The sequence below is a fragment of the Nocardia sp. NPDC056564 genome, assembly GCF_042793755.1.
In the GTDB taxonomy this organism is placed as follows: domain Bacteria; phylum Actinomycetota; class Actinomycetes; order Mycobacteriales; family Mycobacteriaceae; genus Nocardia.
Window position 1 is genome coordinate 355279 of sequence record NZ_JBHTUR010000005.1, and the last position, 16229, is coordinate 371507.

General features: G+C 67.6%; 16 protein-coding genes. 5 read left to right on the top strand and 11 right to left on the bottom strand.

Features of this window, described 5'->3' with window-relative positions; genetic code table 11:
- Positions 1-19 precede the first annotated feature (19 nt).
- From ACFQ9K_RS16330 to ACFQ9K_RS16375, 10 genes are all read right to left on the bottom strand, one after another.
- Entirely contained in the window at positions 20-1276 is a 1257-nt protein-coding gene (locus ACFQ9K_RS16330) for an MFS transporter (RefSeq protein WP_378727268.1), read from the bottom strand.
- A gap of 42 nt (positions 1277-1318) precedes the next feature.
- Positions 1319-2143 (bottom strand): methyltransferase domain-containing protein, encoded by an 825-nt coding sequence (locus ACFQ9K_RS16335; RefSeq protein WP_378983271.1) that lies wholly within the window; start codon positions 2141-2143, stop codon positions 1319-1321.
- 101 nt (positions 2144-2244) lie between these two features.
- Positions 2245-2571, bottom strand: a complete 327-nt coding sequence (locus tag ACFQ9K_RS16340; RefSeq protein WP_378726677.1) for an ArsR/SmtB family transcription factor — start codon at positions 2569-2571, stop codon at positions 2245-2247.
- Between the two features lie 24 nt (positions 2572-2595).
- The gene (locus tag ACFQ9K_RS16345; protein WP_378726669.1) at positions 2596-3006 is read right to left on the bottom strand and encodes an SRPBCC domain-containing protein; all 411 of its coding nucleotides are present in this window, start codon (positions 3004-3006) and stop codon (positions 2596-2598) included.
- Positions 3007-3245: 239 nt separating this feature from the next.
- Positions 3246-3779, bottom strand: coding sequence for an EF-hand domain-containing protein (locus ACFQ9K_RS16350; protein ID WP_378726671.1), 534 nt, complete (start codon positions 3777-3779; stop codon positions 3246-3248).
- Positions 3780-4114: 335 nt separating this feature from the next.
- Positions 4115-4456 (bottom strand): hypothetical protein, encoded by a 342-nt coding sequence (locus tag ACFQ9K_RS16355; RefSeq protein ID WP_378726672.1) that lies wholly within the window; start codon positions 4454-4456, stop codon positions 4115-4117.
- Positions 4457-4478: 22 nt separating this feature from the next.
- Positions 4479-5162 (bottom strand): response regulator, encoded by a 684-nt coding sequence (locus tag ACFQ9K_RS16360; RefSeq protein WP_378726673.1) that lies wholly within the window; start codon positions 5160-5162, stop codon positions 4479-4481.
- The gene (locus ACFQ9K_RS16365) at positions 5163-6788 is read right to left on the bottom strand and encodes an ATP-binding protein (protein ID WP_378726675.1); all 1626 of its coding nucleotides are present in this window, start codon (positions 6786-6788) and stop codon (positions 5163-5165) included.
- Positions 6781-8481 (bottom strand): ABC transporter substrate-binding protein, encoded by a 1701-nt coding sequence (locus ACFQ9K_RS16370; protein WP_378983274.1) that lies wholly within the window; start codon positions 8479-8481, stop codon positions 6781-6783. Before ACFQ9K_RS16370 ends, ACFQ9K_RS16365 begins: the two co-directional genes overlap by 8 nt.
- Entirely contained in the window at positions 8478-9806 is a 1329-nt protein-coding gene (locus tag ACFQ9K_RS16375) for an aminotransferase class V-fold PLP-dependent enzyme (RefSeq protein ID WP_378722542.1), read from the bottom strand. The genes ACFQ9K_RS16370 and ACFQ9K_RS16375 overlap by 4 nt, the downstream gene beginning before the upstream one ends.
- 429 nt (positions 9807-10235) lie before the next feature.
- On the opposite strand from ACFQ9K_RS16375, the gene add reads away from it, so the two are divergent.
- Positions 10236-11288, top strand: coding sequence for an adenosine deaminase (add, locus tag ACFQ9K_RS16380; protein ID WP_378722541.1), 1053 nt, complete (start codon positions 10236-10238; stop codon positions 11286-11288).
- Between the two features lie 4 nt (positions 11289-11292).
- A complete protein-coding gene (locus ACFQ9K_RS16385) occupies positions 11293-12591 on the top strand; it encodes an ABC1 kinase family protein (protein WP_378722540.1) in 1299 nt (432 codons plus the stop codon).
- Here the strand turns inward: ACFQ9K_RS16385 and ACFQ9K_RS16390 are convergent.
- Positions 12578-13231, bottom strand: a complete 654-nt coding sequence (locus ACFQ9K_RS16390; protein ID WP_378722538.1) for a PQQ-binding-like beta-propeller repeat protein — start codon at positions 13229-13231, stop codon at positions 12578-12580. The two genes, ACFQ9K_RS16385 and ACFQ9K_RS16390, sit on opposite strands and share 14 nt — an antisense overlap.
- A gap of 59 nt (positions 13232-13290) precedes the next feature.
- On the opposite strand from ACFQ9K_RS16390, the gene ACFQ9K_RS16395 reads away from it, so the two are divergent.
- The 3 genes from ACFQ9K_RS16395 to ACFQ9K_RS16405 are packed head-to-tail and all read left to right on the top strand — an operon-like array spanning position 13291 to position 16229.
- Positions 13291-14013, top strand: a complete 723-nt coding sequence (locus tag ACFQ9K_RS16395) for a crotonobetainyl-CoA--carnitine CoA-transferase (RefSeq protein ID WP_378722537.1) — start codon at positions 13291-13293, stop codon at positions 14011-14013.
- A gap of 13 nt (positions 14014-14026) precedes the next feature.
- On the top strand, positions 14027-15346 hold the full coding sequence (locus ACFQ9K_RS16400) for an aminotransferase class V-fold PLP-dependent enzyme (protein ID WP_378722536.1): 1320 nt from the start codon (positions 14027-14029) through the stop codon (positions 15344-15346).
- 13 nt (positions 15347-15359) lie between these two features.
- Positions 15360-16229 (top strand): class I SAM-dependent methyltransferase, encoded by an 870-nt coding sequence (locus tag ACFQ9K_RS16405; RefSeq protein ID WP_378722535.1) that lies wholly within the window; start codon positions 15360-15362, stop codon positions 16227-16229.

A 16229-nucleotide genomic window follows, 5' to 3' on the forward strand; every position in this document is an offset into this window, starting at 1 on the left:
CCACCGGCGCCGTCGGTGGTCACGGCGCCGAGGCGAATTCCGGCCTGCGTTCGATGGCGACCGAGACGAACGCGGTGGCCAGCGCGAGCGATGCGACGATCACGCCGACCCAGATCACATCGGTGATCGCCGAGTGCGCGATGACGACGCCGCCGATCGCCGGACCGATCGCGTTGCCGATGTTGAAGGCGGACATGACAATCGCGACGGCGAGGGTCGGCGCCCCGGCCGCGAAACCGATCACCCGCGAGCTGAGCGCGGCGGTCATCGAGAACGCGCACACGCCGAGCAGGGTGACCGCGGCGGCCGCCGCGATCCCGTGGTGCACGACGGCCCGCAGCACCAGCATCATGACGATCATCGCGATCAGGCTGCCGATCACGTTCTTCATGGCGTCCCACTGCGCCAGCCGGCCGCCGATGGTGTTGCCGACGAACAACCCGACACCGAACAGGAACAGCACGATCGGCACCTGATGCACGCTGAACCCGCTGGCCTCGGTGAGCAGCGGCTGGACGTAGGCGTACACGCTGAACAGGGCGGTCTCGAACAGCACCGTGGTGGCGAGGGCGACGAACACCCGGACCTGGACCAGCGACCGCAGCTCGCGGGCGACCAGCGTGCGCAGCCCGACCTCGGGGCCGCGGTCGCGCGGCAGCCTGGGCACGAAGAAGAAGACGAGCGTGGCGCCGATCGCGCTCATCACGCCGATCAGCACGAAGATGACCTGCCAGCTGAACAGCGCGCCGACCAGGCTGCCGAGCGGCACGCCGGCCACGTTCGCCAGCGTCATGCCGCCGAGGATCACCGCGATCGCCTGCGGCATCCGGCCGGGGCCCGCGAGCGCGACGGCCATCACCTGAGCGACGGTCAGTGCGGTCGCGCAGGCCATGGCCGCGATCACCCGCATGGTGAACATCAGGCCGAAGACCGGGATCACCGTCAGCAGATCGGAGACGCAGAAGACGATCATGGCGCCGAGCAGCACGGTCTTACGATCCCGGCCGAGGGTCAGCACGGCCATGGTGGGCGCGCCGACCAGCATGCCGATCGCGAACGCCGTGATCAGCTGGCCGACCTGGGGCACCGAGACCCCGAGCGAGCCGGCGATCTGATCGACCAGCCCGGACACGATGAATTCCGAAGTGCCCAGGGCGAAGACGCTGATCCCGAGGACGTACACCCCCACCGGTAGGCGTTTGGTGACGCGGGGTTGCGCCGGGGTGTGATCTGCTTGCGTAGTCGGTTTGAGCAGCCGTCGTCGGATCTCGGACACGCTCGATCACACTCCTCGTTCATATAGTTGGAGCCGCCGATCTCATGGCTTCTGGCACACGATCAGGTAGTAGCCGATCTTTTCGCGACAAAGTTCGAACATGGTGGTCATGCCGGATCGGAAGGCGTCGATCCGGTCTTTTCCGTAGGCCGTGGACAATTCGTCCCGTTGGTCCTCGAGTCGTCGCAGGAAGTCGCCGTAGAACCGGCGGACCTGAGCGCTGCAATCGAGTTCCTCCAGCACCTCGAATCCGGCCGCGGCCGCGGGCGCGACGGCCGCGGCCATGCTGGTCGGCGGATCCGGAACGGTGTTGGCGCGCAGCACCTCTCGCTGGGCCGCCGTCATGTCCGCGATCGCCGGGTATTCCGAGTACACGAGCCGGCTGCCCGGGCGGAGCACCCGGAAGATCTCGTCGAACCATTGGCGCTTGTCCAGGGCGTTGGGCACCGAATCGAAGGCGATGGCCGCGTCGAACGCGTCGGCCGGGAAGGGGAGCGCGGCGGCGTCGGCCCGGCTGATCGAGATGCGCTCGGCCAGGCCGGCCAACGCGACATTCTTGGTCGCCTCGCCGACCTCCCAGCCGCTCACCGTGATGCCCGAGACCGAGACGCCGAGCCGCTCGGCCAGGCGGATCGCGGGTTCGGCCACCCCGCACCCCACGTCGAGGAGATGCTGACCGGGCCGCAGGGGGAGTCGCTCGGCGATCATCCAGGTGAGCCGGCCCATGGCCGTGAGGAACGGCGTGTCGTCCTGGTCGTCATCCCAGTAGCCGAGGTGCAGGTTGCCCCCGACGAGCTCCACCAGTTCGCCGACACCGTCGTAGTATTCGGCGACCTCGTCGGTCAGCTCGATTGATTTCTCGGCCATGATGACCTCCGCGCTCTCGTGCCGGGCCGCCGTTGGTCAGCGAGTTCCAGGGGGTTGCCGGCACTGCCTACGGATAAAAATTCTACTATAATAACCTATAGCTAGTTAGGGAGTTCTCCTGGACGTCCCTCCTCGGCCGCGCGTTTGATCGCCGTCAGCCTGCGTTCCCAGCGGGCGGCGAGTTCGGCGAGCCAATCGGCGGATTCGTTGAGCGGTTCCGGGCTGATCCGGTACAGCACCTCACGTCCCGCGCGGCGACCCGTGACGAGTCCCGCGTCCTCGAGGACGGTCAGATGTTTGGCGACGGCCTGCCGGGAAACGGGCAGGCGGCCCGCGAGCGTCGTAGCGCTGGCCAGCCCCTCCTCGACCAGAGTGTCGAGCAGCAGGCGACGGGTGGGATCGGCGAGCGCGATGAGAATCGTGCCGATCGGGGGCTGGTCGGCCTTGATCGGTTACTCCGCGCTGGCTTTCAGGACGTCTAGCTGCATCTTCCAGCCGCCCACGTTGTCATCGAACCGCTTCGCGCGGTCTTCGTCGGGCAGGTTCAGGGAGGCGAAGCCGCTCTCGGTCACCCGTAGCCGGGTGCCGCCGCCGTCGCGCTCGCTGAGCCGGAACTCGACCAGGGTGGAATTGCCGTCGCCGGGCGTCGAGCCGGGGAAGGCGGAGGCCCATCGGTAGGAGATGTAGGTCGGTGGTTCCATCGTCTCGACCCGGACGGGGAACCGGCCGTATTTCGGGTCGTCGATCACCTCGAAATCGCCGTCCCGCGAACGGCTCTGGCCGGATCGGTCACCGTCGCCGACCCACCAGCCGGGGTCGGTCACCAGTTCCCAGACCCGTGCGACGGATGCGTCAATGTCCACCTCATGCTCGATTTTGTCGGGCGCTGTCATCGGGAAATCTCCTCTCCGGGCGGCATTACTACTGTTTTGTGACAGGATGCTCGCTGTGGCGACGAAGTGCAACCCTAGGGTAGCGCGTCGCCATGGTCTGCCGAGAGGGAATCGGGGGTCGGTGGCGGCGGGGCACTGCATGGGGGGCCGGCGTCGGGAACGGGACGACAACCCCCGCGCAGTTCCGGATCTCGTGGTCGGGCGACCTGTTATACGCGGCCGGCCAGGTGGTTGCCCGCGGCTTCGAGGTCGTCGCTGCCGAAGAATTCACGCAGCGCCGCGTCGTGCTCGTCGGTGCTGATGTATCCGTCGCCGTTGTGGTCGAGCGCCTGAAACATCTTCAACGCCTCGACCTGGCCGACACCGGAGGTCGACTGCAGGATCATCCACTCACTCAAGGACAGCGTGCCGTCGCCGTCTACATCGCCGAGTTCGAAAGTGAGTTGGGCCAACGGAATAGCGACCTCGTCGACGAAGCGGGGGTCTTCGTGCGCCGCGATCCATTCCTCCCTGCTGATCACCTTGTCGCCGTTGGCATCGGCGTGCCCCTGCAGGTCCTGCCATAGCCGGTTGGCCCGCTTGACCGTGATCCGCCATTTGTCGGAACCAGGGGGAATGTTGAACGCGTTGCACCATTTGTTGATCAACGCGTCGATGTCCGACTGGTCGATCTTGCCATCGTTGTCGGCATCGTAGCGCTCGAAGTGCTTCGCGAATTTCTGCTGCCGGGCTTGCGTGACCATGGGGACTCCCTATCTCAACCGGTCATTCACTATGCGGACCTCTACTATCCCTACTTTACTGCCGGGAAGGCGGCTCTTCAAGAGGTAATTATATCTTAGTGAAGTTACTTGGTTCGGCACCGAAGTGAAGCGTTGGCATGTCGGAGTGCGCAGCGTGGGGAGCACAGACAGCGATGACGGGCCGCGCTTGCGACGATGCGCGCAGCGCTCAGCGCGGGAGGAGGGTCAGGCAGCGGCCGCACGCGAATAGGGGACTTGCACTCGAAATCAATAAGTGAACTCGAGATCGCTGACCATCGAGATAGGCAAAATCACGCCGGATGTTTGCGCGCGTCCTACCATCGACCGAGCATGAAAGCGACCGACATTACCGCCGTGGCGACGCCGACCGCCATTTTCACGAATACTTCGACATAGAATGCTTCCGCCGCTTCGCCGATAAGATGCCGCGGCGGCAGGCCCACGTCCGCGGCCCGCTCCATGGCCAATGACCTGATCGTCTCGATGCGCCAGCCCAGGGTCGACAACGCCACCGCGGACACGAACGCGGTGAGCGTGCACAGCAGCAGCGATTGCTGATTGTCCGGAGCCGGAACCGTGCCGTAGGCCTGAGTGAACGTATTCGTCGACAGCGACAGTACGACCGCGCTGGCCAGGTAGTAGGCGCCCGGATGCACCTGGCCGAGACTGGCGCTGATCCTACGAATCACCGAGCACCCTCGCCGATTCCGCCTCGAACATTTCCACCTCGTGCGCCAGCTCGTCCAGCGCGACCACGTCGCACCTGGCCTTCGCCGCCGCCTCCAGTTCGATCAGTTTGTCGGCGCGCCGGGTCAGCACGGTCCGGCTGTTCGCGGTCGGGTCGCGGCGCTTCGGGCCGCTGCGCAGCTGTTCCGAGAGCTGCTGTAATCCGTTGATGCGGCGGCGTAATTCGGTCTGCGCGGCGAGTGAGATCGACGCGACCTCGTCGCGCGCCTTTTCCCGGCGCCGGCGGTCCGACCCGACGAGCAGATCGCTCACCGTGTCGATCAGATCCGTGGTGCCGTAGCCGGCCCGGTCGACATCGCCCTTGATGACGATGTCGCCGACGCCGTACCGGAGCAGGATGTTCTTGCTGATCGCGCCTTTCAGGCGGGAGCCCGTCACCACCGCGCGCGGCAGCTCCGGCCGGTTGTGCAGGATGTAGGACAGGACTTCGTAACCGGAGTAGTCGTCCTCGTCGGTGAGATTGAGATCGATCAGCGCGCAGTCCACATCGGGCCGCTGGAGCTCATCGATCGCCGCATCGACTCTGGTCACGTGTCGTACTTCATGCCCCCGAAGTACTCGCTGCACCGCCCGGGCAAATTGAATATTGTCCTCGAGCAACAATATTATCGCCATCTACGCTCTCCTGGAAATGGGCAGAACAATGAGAAAAGTGGCGCCGGTGGAGTAGTGCACGTCGACCGTGATCTGACCGCCGAGGTCGGTGACGATTTCGCGGGCCCTGGCCAGGCCGAGGCCGTGGCCTTCGCCCTTGCTGGAGAACCCGAGCTGGAAAATGCCCTCGACATCCTCGGGCGGGATTCCGGGGCCCTCGTCCGAGACGATGATCGAGACGGACCTGCCGGAGACCGAGGCGATCACCCGCACCCGGCCATTGCCGTCCACGGCCTCGATCGCGTTGTAGAGCAGGTTCTCGAACAATGCCGTGATATCGCCTTTGACGCCGCGGACGAGCACCCCGGCGATGCCGTCGATATCGAGTTCGATGACGCTGTCCGGGAATTCGAGACCGAGCCGGTTACGCAGCGCGGTCAGCACACCGCGGATGCTGATTCGCGCGACCTTCTGGGCGCGATGCAGTTCTTCCGGGGCCCGGGCCAGCTCGGTGCACCCCAGGGTGATGTCGTCGATCCACTGGGCGAGTTCGCCGTCCAGTTTCACCCCGCGCAGCTGCAACTCCTCGCGTATCGAATGAACGTCGCGCAGAATCGGATCCACCGCCTTGCGTATCCGATGGGCGAAGTCGCCGTTGAGCCGCAGCCTGGTCGCCTCGGCCCGGGACTCGGCGGCCTCCTCCCGCCGCCGGCGCACTTCGGCGGCGAGTCGTGCGCTCGCCAGCACGGCCGAGGACAGCACGGGCAGCGCGTCGCGCTCGAGCTGGGAGAAGGAATGCGGCGCGGCCACCCGGATGACATGGAGACCGAGGAGTTCCCCCTCGGCGTGCAGTGGAATCAGGCCCACCGTGTCCAGCGGCCCCTGATGTGTGTCGAAGAGCCGCTTGAGCAGTCGGTGCGGACGGGAATTGGAATCGTGGAGTATCGGCTTGGTGCTCGACCGGAACCAGTCGAGCGTGCGGCCGATGTCGAAGCCGGGCGGGTTCTTCCAGCCACCGCTGCGGAACACCTCGCTGAACTGCCCGTCGCTGCCGGCCAGCCATACGCTCGATTCGGCGGACACATTCAGCGCCTGCCGCAGCAGTTCCACACCCAGGGCCAGCGCGGCACGTTCGTCCTCGCCGGTCCCCGACAACGTCAGCGCGCCGACCAGCCGGCGCAACTGCTCCGATAGATCGTATCTGGCTGCGCTCTCGCTGATATGAATCGCCTCTTCACGTGTACTGGTGATCAGCGTTGCTTCTTCGAGGGTGATGCCGGTTATCTCGATTCCGGTCTCGGCGAGCAGATGTGCCTTCATTGCCTTGTCGTAGAGCGGAAATCGAATCGTGAGGAGCAATCGCTGTGAGCCGGAGTAGATCACATCGTCTACCAGGTTCCGGATCTCGATGCCGTTCCGAATTATCTTGTCGTGATCCGCTTTTGCGCGGTCGTGCTCGAGTTTGTTCGTCAGTAGCGTGAGATAACTCTCGCCGATGGCCTCGCCCATCGAGTAGCCGTACAGGCGCTCGGCGCCGCGAGTCCACAGTCGTATGGCGTAGTCGTCCTCGGGACCCGCTGCGGCCCACAGGGATACCGAGGTGTTGCCCGCGATCTCGGTGAGGAGATGCGCGTCGTGCTCATCCACGTCTGCTGCCCCCGTCCGTCGGGGGCGGGTCGAGCCGGAGCGTGGCCAGGTCGACCGCGAGACCGTGCGTGGGCAGCACGGTGGCGGCGCGAACGCGGCGGCCACAGAGTTCCCGCGTGGTGGGGACCTGGAACAGGAGCGGCACGATCGGGGCGTCGGCCAGGGCGACGCGTTCGGCCTTGCGCCACGCGGCGTCGGCCGATTCGCCGTCCGCCGCGCCGAGCGCCCGGTCGATCAGCGCGTCCACCTCGGGATTGTGGTAGCCGCCGAGGTTGGCGGGGGAGCCGGATTGCAGCAGCGGCTGGAGGAAGACGCGGCCGTTGTGCTGCGGCCAGGTCGGTGACCACGACGCCAGCGCGATATCCCATTCGCCGGCCGCCGCCCTGGCCGGGTCGGCCAGCAGATCCAGATACTCCGGGACGGCCAATTCGACGGGCACGACGGTGATTCCGGCGGTGGCCAGGTCGGCGGCGTAGCGCTGGGCGACCCGGCGGGCGCGCTCGGTTCCCGGGTGGATCGCGGTGATCGTCAGCGCGCCCGGATGCCCCGCGGCGGCGAGCGCGGCCGCGCAGTTCTGCCCGGCGCCGCCGTGGTGGGACGTGGAGTAGGGGTCCAGGTCCTGGTGGCCGTCGTTGTTCGGCGGGACGATGGAACCGGCGACGCGGATGATCGTCTCGCCGCCCAGCCTGGCGACGTCCGTCGCGACGGCGGCCTTGTCGATCGCGCGGGCGATCGCCTGGCGCACCGGCACGTCGCGCAACGCGCCACCGGCGTTGGGGCTGCGGGTGTTGAACACCAGGTAGGGGTCCAGCGCGAAACCGAGATCGTGCTCGACCGGCGTGGCCGGATCGGCGATGCGCAGGCCCCAGGCCAGATCCGCGCGGTCGGTGCGGATTCGGTACGCGACCGCGCCCGCGCCGACCGGTTCGGCGCTGACCTCGACGGCCTCGAGTTGCTGACGCCGAACCGGGTCGGTGTCCGCGTGCCACACCGGATTCCGGTCCAGCCGGAGTTCACGGCCCGGGGTGAATTCGACGGGCCGGTACGGGCCGGTGGACCGGATATTGCGGCACAGCTCGATGCTGCCGGGCACGAAGCGGTCGTATTCGACCGGCGCGGGCGAGGCGCAGGGGAGGGTCAGCATGTCGATGAAATCCATGGCTGGCCTGCGTAATTCGAAGATGATCGTCTCATCGTCGAGCACCAGCAGACCCGGAATGTCATGGGAGTTCTGATATTCGGCCAACTCGCGGCCGGTCGGCACCACACCGGCGAACGCGGCGGCGTACTCCGCGCAGTACTTCGCCATGCCCCGGACGGTGTCGGTGAAGTACGGCAGCAACGCGCTGCGGCGCAACGGATTACCCATCCGCTTGAAGCCGCGAACCACGTCGTGCGTGGTGACCGGCCGCGCGGGGGTGCTGTCCCAGAGCACGCCGGGCCGCAGATGGACCACGTAACTCGTGTAGCTCGCGCCCATTCCGGCGTTGTAGATGGACGGGACCTCGGTCGCCACGTCCGGCACCGGTGCGCCGGACTGCCAATCGCGTGGGTCGGCCTGGGTCCGATAGGTGAACAGCTGCCGGGTGAACAGCCGGACCGCCCGATCGATCGGAAACCTCGGGCAGCACACCGGATCCAGCTGGTCGAGCGGGCCCGGGCCGTACAGGCGCAGGATCGTCGGATCGGTCATGACATCTCCGCGGCGAGGGCGCCCATGATGTCGACGGCCTTATCGATCTCGTCGAAGTCGTTGAAGATGTGGGTCGTGATCCGCGACGCGTAGTGCTGATGCGGCGATCCGGCCACATCGAACTCGGTCCACCTGGTGAAGAGCCGGTGCTCGCGCTGCAACCGCATGGTGAACTCGTGAATCTTCTTCACATTCCACGCGTCTTCGGGCCTGCGGAACGGGTGAAAGGCGATCAGCGGCGACTTCAGCACGCGGTCCGCGCCGGGCGAGTACATCGCCTCCCGGCCGAAACGTTCGGCGATGCGGTAGCGCGCGTACTCCGCGAGCAGCATGATCCTGCGTTCGATCCGATCCCGGCCGATCTCGTCCCACAGCGCGCAGGCCGTCGCGAGTGCGGCGCCGCGGGCGATGCTGGCGCTGCCCGCGCTCTGCAGGTAGTCGCCGATGTTGTCGCTCGCGATCGAGGTCGTGGTCCGCGGCGGCGGGCTGCCCTTCATCGGGTACCAGGTGGAGATGGTCGGCCAGAACTTGGGCAACGGCAGCGGATTGTGCTCCGGATGAATCTTGTTGCGCACGTACAGCAATCCGGTACCCAGCGGGCCGCACTGGAACTTGGATCCGGAGCAGGAGATGAAATCCGCGCCGATCGCCCGCATGTCGAGATCGAGCATGCCGGGCAACAGCGCGCCGTCGATGACCGTGATCAGGCCGTGCCGATGCGCGAGCTCACACAGCGCGCGCATCGGGAGCTTGGTGCCGGTGAACAGCGTGATCCCCGCGAAGGCAAGCACTTTCGTGCGCGGGGTGATCGCCGCCTCGAACAGTTCGATGATCTGCTCGGCGCGCACGTCGTATCCGGTGGGGAGGGTGATCGTGGTGAGCTCGATGCCGAAGCGGTTGCGCAGCAGGTTGAAATTCGAGAGCACGGAATAGCATTCGTGCGTGGTGGTGACGACCTCGTCGCCGGCGCGCAGATCGAGGCCGTGGATCACCCGCGCGACGCCCTCGGTCGCATTGTGGGTGATCACCATCTCGTCCTGATCGACCCCGTACGCCTTGGCGATGGCGGCCCGATGGTCCGGGTACATCCCCGGCGGATAGACGTCGCCGAGACCGCCGGCCCACTGCCTGGTCACCCGGTCCACGGTGTCGAGCACGGCGTACGGCATCGCGCCGACGGTGCCGGTATTGAGATGGATAGCGCCGGGCTCCAGCGCGAACAACCCGTGGATCTCGGACCAGTCCGCGGTGCGCAGGCTCGACGGGGACTCCGCGGTCATCGTCGCCGCCGGGTGCGGCGGGACGGGATCGACAGCACCATTCATGGGAACCCCTTCCACGATGCGGCCCGGCCGGATGGGCCGCGCGCCTGCGTCGCCGGTCGGCCCGGTCGGTCGTCCTGCCATCGGCCGGACATCGCCTCCGCGCTTCCTCGACGTTCGACTAGCTATATGTTACATAAGTTTTCTCCTCTTTTGAGGGTCTGCGTGTTTTACGGTTCCGGTCGTCCTGGGCTGTTGGATCCCGGCATCTGGGGTTTGAATGCCGACCCGGGTGGCTGCGCGCTTGCCCTGCCGAGCGTTCCTCTTACCTAGTTGGCTTAAGAAAGCTATGGTGGATATTGCGGACAGTCCGCCGGCGCCGAGCCGGCCCGGCGGCGCACCGCCAGATCTCGTATGCCGCTGCCAGCCAGGGGGTTTCGGATGGTCACGCCCGTGCACGACGGAGCCGGCCGCTAGCGCGGGTGGGCCCCGATGAACGGCAACGGGCGGTCGGTGGCGGCATTCCTCGCGGCGCTGCCGAAGGTGGAATTGCATGTGCACCTGCTGGGTTCGGCGGCGGTGGACACGGTAGCCGAATTGGCCGGATCGCGGCCGGAGGCCGGGGTGCCCACCGACCCGGCCGAATTGCGCCGGTATTACCGATTCACCGATTTCGCGCATTTCATCGAGGTGTACACCGCGGTCAACAAGTTGGTCACCGGCGGTCCCGCGCTGGTACGGCTGGTGACCGGCCTCGGCGACCAGCTCGCCGCGGACAACGTGCGATATGCCGAGGTGACGGTTACCCCGCTGTCGCATCTGCGGATGGGCATCGCGGCCGCCGAGCTCGCCGAGGCGTTGTCCATCGGTCGCCGCCTGGTCGCGGAATGCCATGGCATCCACCTGAATTGGATATTCGACGTGTCGGCGGACGACGGCGTCGCCGGCGCCTTCGCCACGCTGGACTGGATTCTGCGCCACCAGCCCGCCGGAACGGTCGGGTTCGGGCTGGGCGGCCCGGAACGCGGTGCGCCGCGCCGGCTGTTCCGCGCCGCGTTCGAGCAGGCGCGGGCCCATGGGCTGCACGCCGTTCCGCATGCGGGGGAGACCTCCGACGCCGGTGAGATCTGGTCGGCCATCCGGGATCTGGGCGCGGAACGGATCGGGCACGGGATCCGCGCGGTGGCCGACCGCGGGCTGCTGGCCTACCTGGCGGACCGGAACATCACGCTCGAGGTGTGCCCGTCGTCGAACCTGCGCACCGGCGCGGTGCGCACGCTCGCCAAGCACCCGCTGCCCGCCTTGCTCGCCGCCGGGGTCCCGGTCACGCTCGGCGCCGATGATCCGGGGATGTTCGGCACCTCGCTGAATCGCGAATATCAGCTGTGCCACGACCGGCTCGGCATCTCGGTCGCCGCGCTGGTGGACCTGGTGGCCGTGGGGATCGACGCGGCATTCTGCCCGGCGCCGGTGGCCAGGGAGATCCGGCGCGAACTCGCGGAGGCGGTGCATCGGTTCGATCGACAGCAGAGAATAGGGAGTTGAGGCCATGCCAGCACGATTCGCGCTCATGCTGCGGGCGGCGCGCGTCGCCGGCACCGTTGTCGCGGTAGGCGTTCCGGCGATTCCGGGCGGGGTGATCCGCCGGTTGCGCTACGGTCCCGCGGCCGGCCGGCAGCATGTCTACCGACGACTGGTCGCGCTGTTGATGGTGCTCGGGCCGACCTTCGTCAAGGCCGGACAGGTGCTCGGCACCCGCCGCGACCTGCTGCCGCCCGCGCTGTGCGACGAACTGTCGCTGCTGCAGGATTCCGTCGCGCCGCTGGACGCGGCGCACACCGCGATCGCCCTGGCCGAGGCCTACGGCGCCGACGCGGACGACGTTTTCGCCTCGCTCGACGCGCGTCCGGTCGCGTCCGGCAGCGTGGCCTCGGTGTACCGGGCGCGGCTGCGCTCGGGCCAGGAGGTGGCGGTCAAACTGCGCAGGCCCGGCATCGAGCAGGTCATGTCCGAGGATCTCGCGCTGATCCGGGGCGGCGCGGCATTCGTTGCGCGACTACCGGTTTTCCGCGGCGTTCCGGTCGAGGAGGTCGTCGCGAACATGGCCGGCGCCATCCTCGGGCAGCTCGACTTCGAACGCGAGGCCGACAATCTGCGGCGGTTGCGCAAGAACCTCTCCGAGGTGCCGCGGGTCTGGGTGCCGAAGGTCTATCCCGAGGCCTGCCGTCCCCGCTGCATCGTGATGGAGTTCATCCCGGACCTGGCGGTGGACACGGCCGAGCACTGTTCCCCGGCCGCGCGCAGGCGCTTCGCGGCGTCCGGCATGGCCGCGATGTATCAGATGCTGTTCGTCGACGGATTCGTGCACTGCGACATGCATCCCGGCAATCTCTACTTCACCCGCAGCGCCCAGGTCGTGGTGCTGGACGCCGGCTTCAGCGTCCAGTTGACCGACCGGCTGCGCCGCCTGTTCGCCGAGTTCTTCATGAACATGGCGATCGGCCGCGGGCAGCATGCCGCCGAGATCGTGATCCAGAGTGCGGCCGAGATCGCCGCGGACGCCGATCTCGCGGGTTTCACGGTGCGGATGGCCGATCTCGTCGAACGCAGCCACGGCCAGCCCGCCAGCGAGTTCAGCCTGATCGCGTTCGCCATGGAGATGTTCGACCTGCAGCGCCGCTTCGGCATCAACGCCGCGTCCGAGCTGATCTTCCCGCTGTTGTCGCTGCTGGTGATCGAGGGGACCATCCGGGAACTGGACCCGGACATGGATTTTCAGGAGGCGGCCAAGCCGCAGCTCATGCGCGGCCTGTTCGGCACCGACGGCGGCCGTTCTACCCTCGATTGACCAGCACGGCGTCGAGTTCGACGGCGCGCAGTGCGCGGGCGGGGAAGTCGCAATACCAGAGATGGCTTCCGTCCCAGGTCATTCCGGTCGGACGGCCGGGTACGCGGACCGCGCCGACCTGCTCGCCGGTGCGCGCGTCGAGCGCCCGCACCATCGCATCGCCGTAATCGCCGTGCAGCACCAGGCCGTCGGCATAGGTCAGGCCGGAAGGGGATTCGCCGCCCGCCGGGTACTCGCGTTCGATCTCCATGGTCGCGTAGTTCCGCAGCTGGACGACGGTCGGCGCGCGCAGGCACATCCACAGCCCCTCCGGACCGAACTCGATCCCGGTCAGCCGACCGCTGCGCGGGAGCACCTCCTTCTCCCCGGCGGCTTCCCCGGTCGCCGGGTCGACGAGCACGAGCCGTTTCGGGTGCCCGCCGACCTGGAGCAGCCGGGTGCCGTCGTAGGCGAGGTCCGCGCGCACGCGGGCACAGGCCCAGGACCGCGCGACCGTGCCGTCGGACGGGTCGATGGCGAAGATCGTTCGCGCGTCCTGATCGGAGTGCCACAGCATCGAGCCGTCCCAGGTGAGACCGCACAGATAGGCGGTGGGTGCGGGCAGCGTCCTGGCGACGGGCGCGGATTCACGGTGGGTCATCTCGGTCTCCCTGGCCTGGCGACAATCTCGCTTCAAGAATATATTGTGAACTAGGGGTGATGTTGATGGAAGCCGAGCTGGCCGATCTTGCGCAGACCTACGTCGATCGCCACTGGCCCTCGGGCGGGCATCGGATCGCCGCGCCGGCCGGCTTCACCCTCGACTGGGACGAGGACTATTGCCGCCGGGTGGCCGCGTACTTCGAGCAGGCGCCGCGATTGGCCTATGCCACCTCCCTTGCCCGGCGCTACGACCGGTTCAAGCGGGAGAACGTCCAGCAGTACCGGCTGGTTGCCGATGCCGGGATCAGGGTGCGGCCCTGGTTGGCCGCTGGACAGCCCTACCGGACTTCGGCCGAGCTGCGTGCGTCCGTCCGGGCCACCGGTGAGCTGTACGTTTATCTGACCAGCTCCGGGCACGGCCCGGAACCGGCCGCGGCTTTCCATCCGATGCGGCAACCGTCCGGCATTGTGGTCGAGGGCGTGGAGTTCAGTCACAACGACGTGTTCCGGGCGGTGCACGACGTGTTCGGGCATGTGATGTCCGGGCGCGGGTTCTCCGCTCGCGGCGAGTTCGGGGCCGCCTTCTGTCATATGGGGATGTACTCCGCAGACGTGCATCCGGTGCTGTTCACCGAGCAGATCGCGCAGATCTGCTGGTTCTTCTTCGGCCCGCGCGCGGGCGAGCGCCGGTATCCGCCGCAGAAGGTGTTCGAGTTCCCCGCGCGCTATCTGACCGAGTTCCGGAACCTGTTCAACCCTAGGCAAACTAACTTCATTTAGATATGGTTATCTGATGACTGATCTGGTGAGTAATGGGAAGATCAGCCCTTCGATTCTGGGGGAGTCCGTGCGCCCGGACTTTCCGATCCTGGAGCGCCGCTTCGGCCCGAATCCGTTGGTCTACCTGGACAATGCGGCGACCGCGCAGAAACCGCGTGCGGTGCTGGACGCGCTGGTGAACTACTACTCCGGCCTGAACAGCAATATCGGCCGGGGCTACTACCAGCTCAGCATGGCCGCGACCGATGCCTACGAGGCGGCCCGCGAAACCATCCGGCGCGCGCTCAACGCCGAGCACGCCGACGAGGTGGTGTTCACGCCCGGCACGACCGCGGCGGTCAACCTGCTCGCCGATACCTTCGGCCGGTCGGTGGTGACCGCGGGCGACCAGGTCGTCGTCACCGGCATGGAGCACAACTCCAACCTGCTGCCGTGGCGAAGGCTGTGTGAGCGCACGGGCGCGGAGCTCGTGATCGTTCCGGTCGGCGCCGGCGGGCGAGTCGCGCTCGACCGGTTCGCCGCGGCGCTCGGGCCGCGGGTCCGGCTCGCCGCCGTCGCGCAGGTGTCCAACGTGCTCGGCACGGTCAACCCGGTCCGGGACATGATCGCCGCGGTGCATCGGCACGGCATACCGGTGCTCGTCGACGGCGCACAGGCGGTGCCGCACGGGCCGGTGGACGTGCGCGACCTCGACGCCGACTTCTACTGCTTCTCCGGGCACAAGATCTACGGCCCGATGGGCATCGGCGTGCTGTACGGCAAGCGGGAGCTGCTGTCCGCGCTGGAGCCGTACCAGGTGGGCGGCGGCACCGTGAAAGGCGTGACCCTGGCCGAGCCGGTCGCCTACGTTCCGGTGCCTGCCCGGCTCGAAGCGGGCACGCCGCACATTGCGGGCGCCATCGGGCTGGCCGCGGCGTTCGACTATGTCCATGAGCTCGGCTGGGACGCCGTCCAGCGCCACGACGACCTGCTGATCGAGGCCACTGTCGAAGCCCTGCAAGGCATTTCGCGGGTGCGGATCATCGGCGACCCGGCCGCCCGGCCGAGCGGGATCGTTTCGTTCGTCGTCGACGGCATCCACCCCTACGACGTCGGCGGTCACCTGGATCGGCACGGGGTGGCGGTGCGCAGCGGGGTGCACTGCGCCAACCTGTTCATCGACAGCTTCGGCGAGGTCGGCACCGTCCGCCTGTCGTTCGCGGTATACAACACCGAAGCCGAAATCGAGGTCGTCCGGCAGGCGCTCACCACCGTGCGGCCCGGATTCTGGACGCACGAGCATCCCACCGAACGTTTTCTGGCGACCGAGCCGTCCACCGAGAACCAGCACTGACGGGACCGGCGCCATGACAACCGAATTCGATCCGGTGCGCTTCAAGCACACGCAACGAGCCAACTGGAACGCGATCAGCGCCGGCTGGATGTCCTGCTCGGCCGACTTCGAAACCGGTGGCGCACCGGTCACCGCCGCGCTGCTCGACCTCGCCGGCGTGCGGCCGGGCCAGCGGGTGCTCGACATCGGCACCGGCACCGGCGAACCCGCGCTGTCCGCCGCGGCGGTCGTCGGCGCGTCCGGTGCGGTCACCGGGATCGACCTCGCGCCGGAGATGATCGGCCGGGCCCGCGACCGGGGACGCGGCGTCGGCAATGTCGAATTCGTGGTCGGCGACGTCGAATCGCTGAACTTTCCGGCCGCGTCGTTCGACGTCGTGCTCAGCCGCTGGGGCTTGATGTTCGCGGTCGACCGGGTCGAGACGTTCCGGGCACTGGCGCGGGTGCTGGTGCCCGGCGGCCTGCTCGCCGCCGCCGTATGGGCGGCTCCGGGATCGGAAGCGCCCATGATGTCGCTCGGCTTCCAGGTGATCGCCCGACGGCTCGAACTGCCACCCGCGCCACCGGGGGCACCGGGGCCGTTCAGCATGGGCGACCAGGAGGCGGTGGGCGCCGAACTGGTCAAGGCCGGTTTCGGCGATGTCGAGGTGAGTGAGTTCCGAGTACCGTTCGTGCTCGAATCCCCGCAGCGTTTCATCGAATTCAACAAGGTGGTCATTCCGCCGGGCCTGAGGACCATGCTGCGGGAGCGGTTCGGCAGCGCCGACGATCCGGAGACCTGGGCCGCCGTCGGCGAGGCCGTCGAGCCCTACCGCACACCCGAGGGCACCGTCGCCCTGCCGAGCAAGGCCTTGCTGCTGCGGGCCGTCGCGCCGATCGGCTGA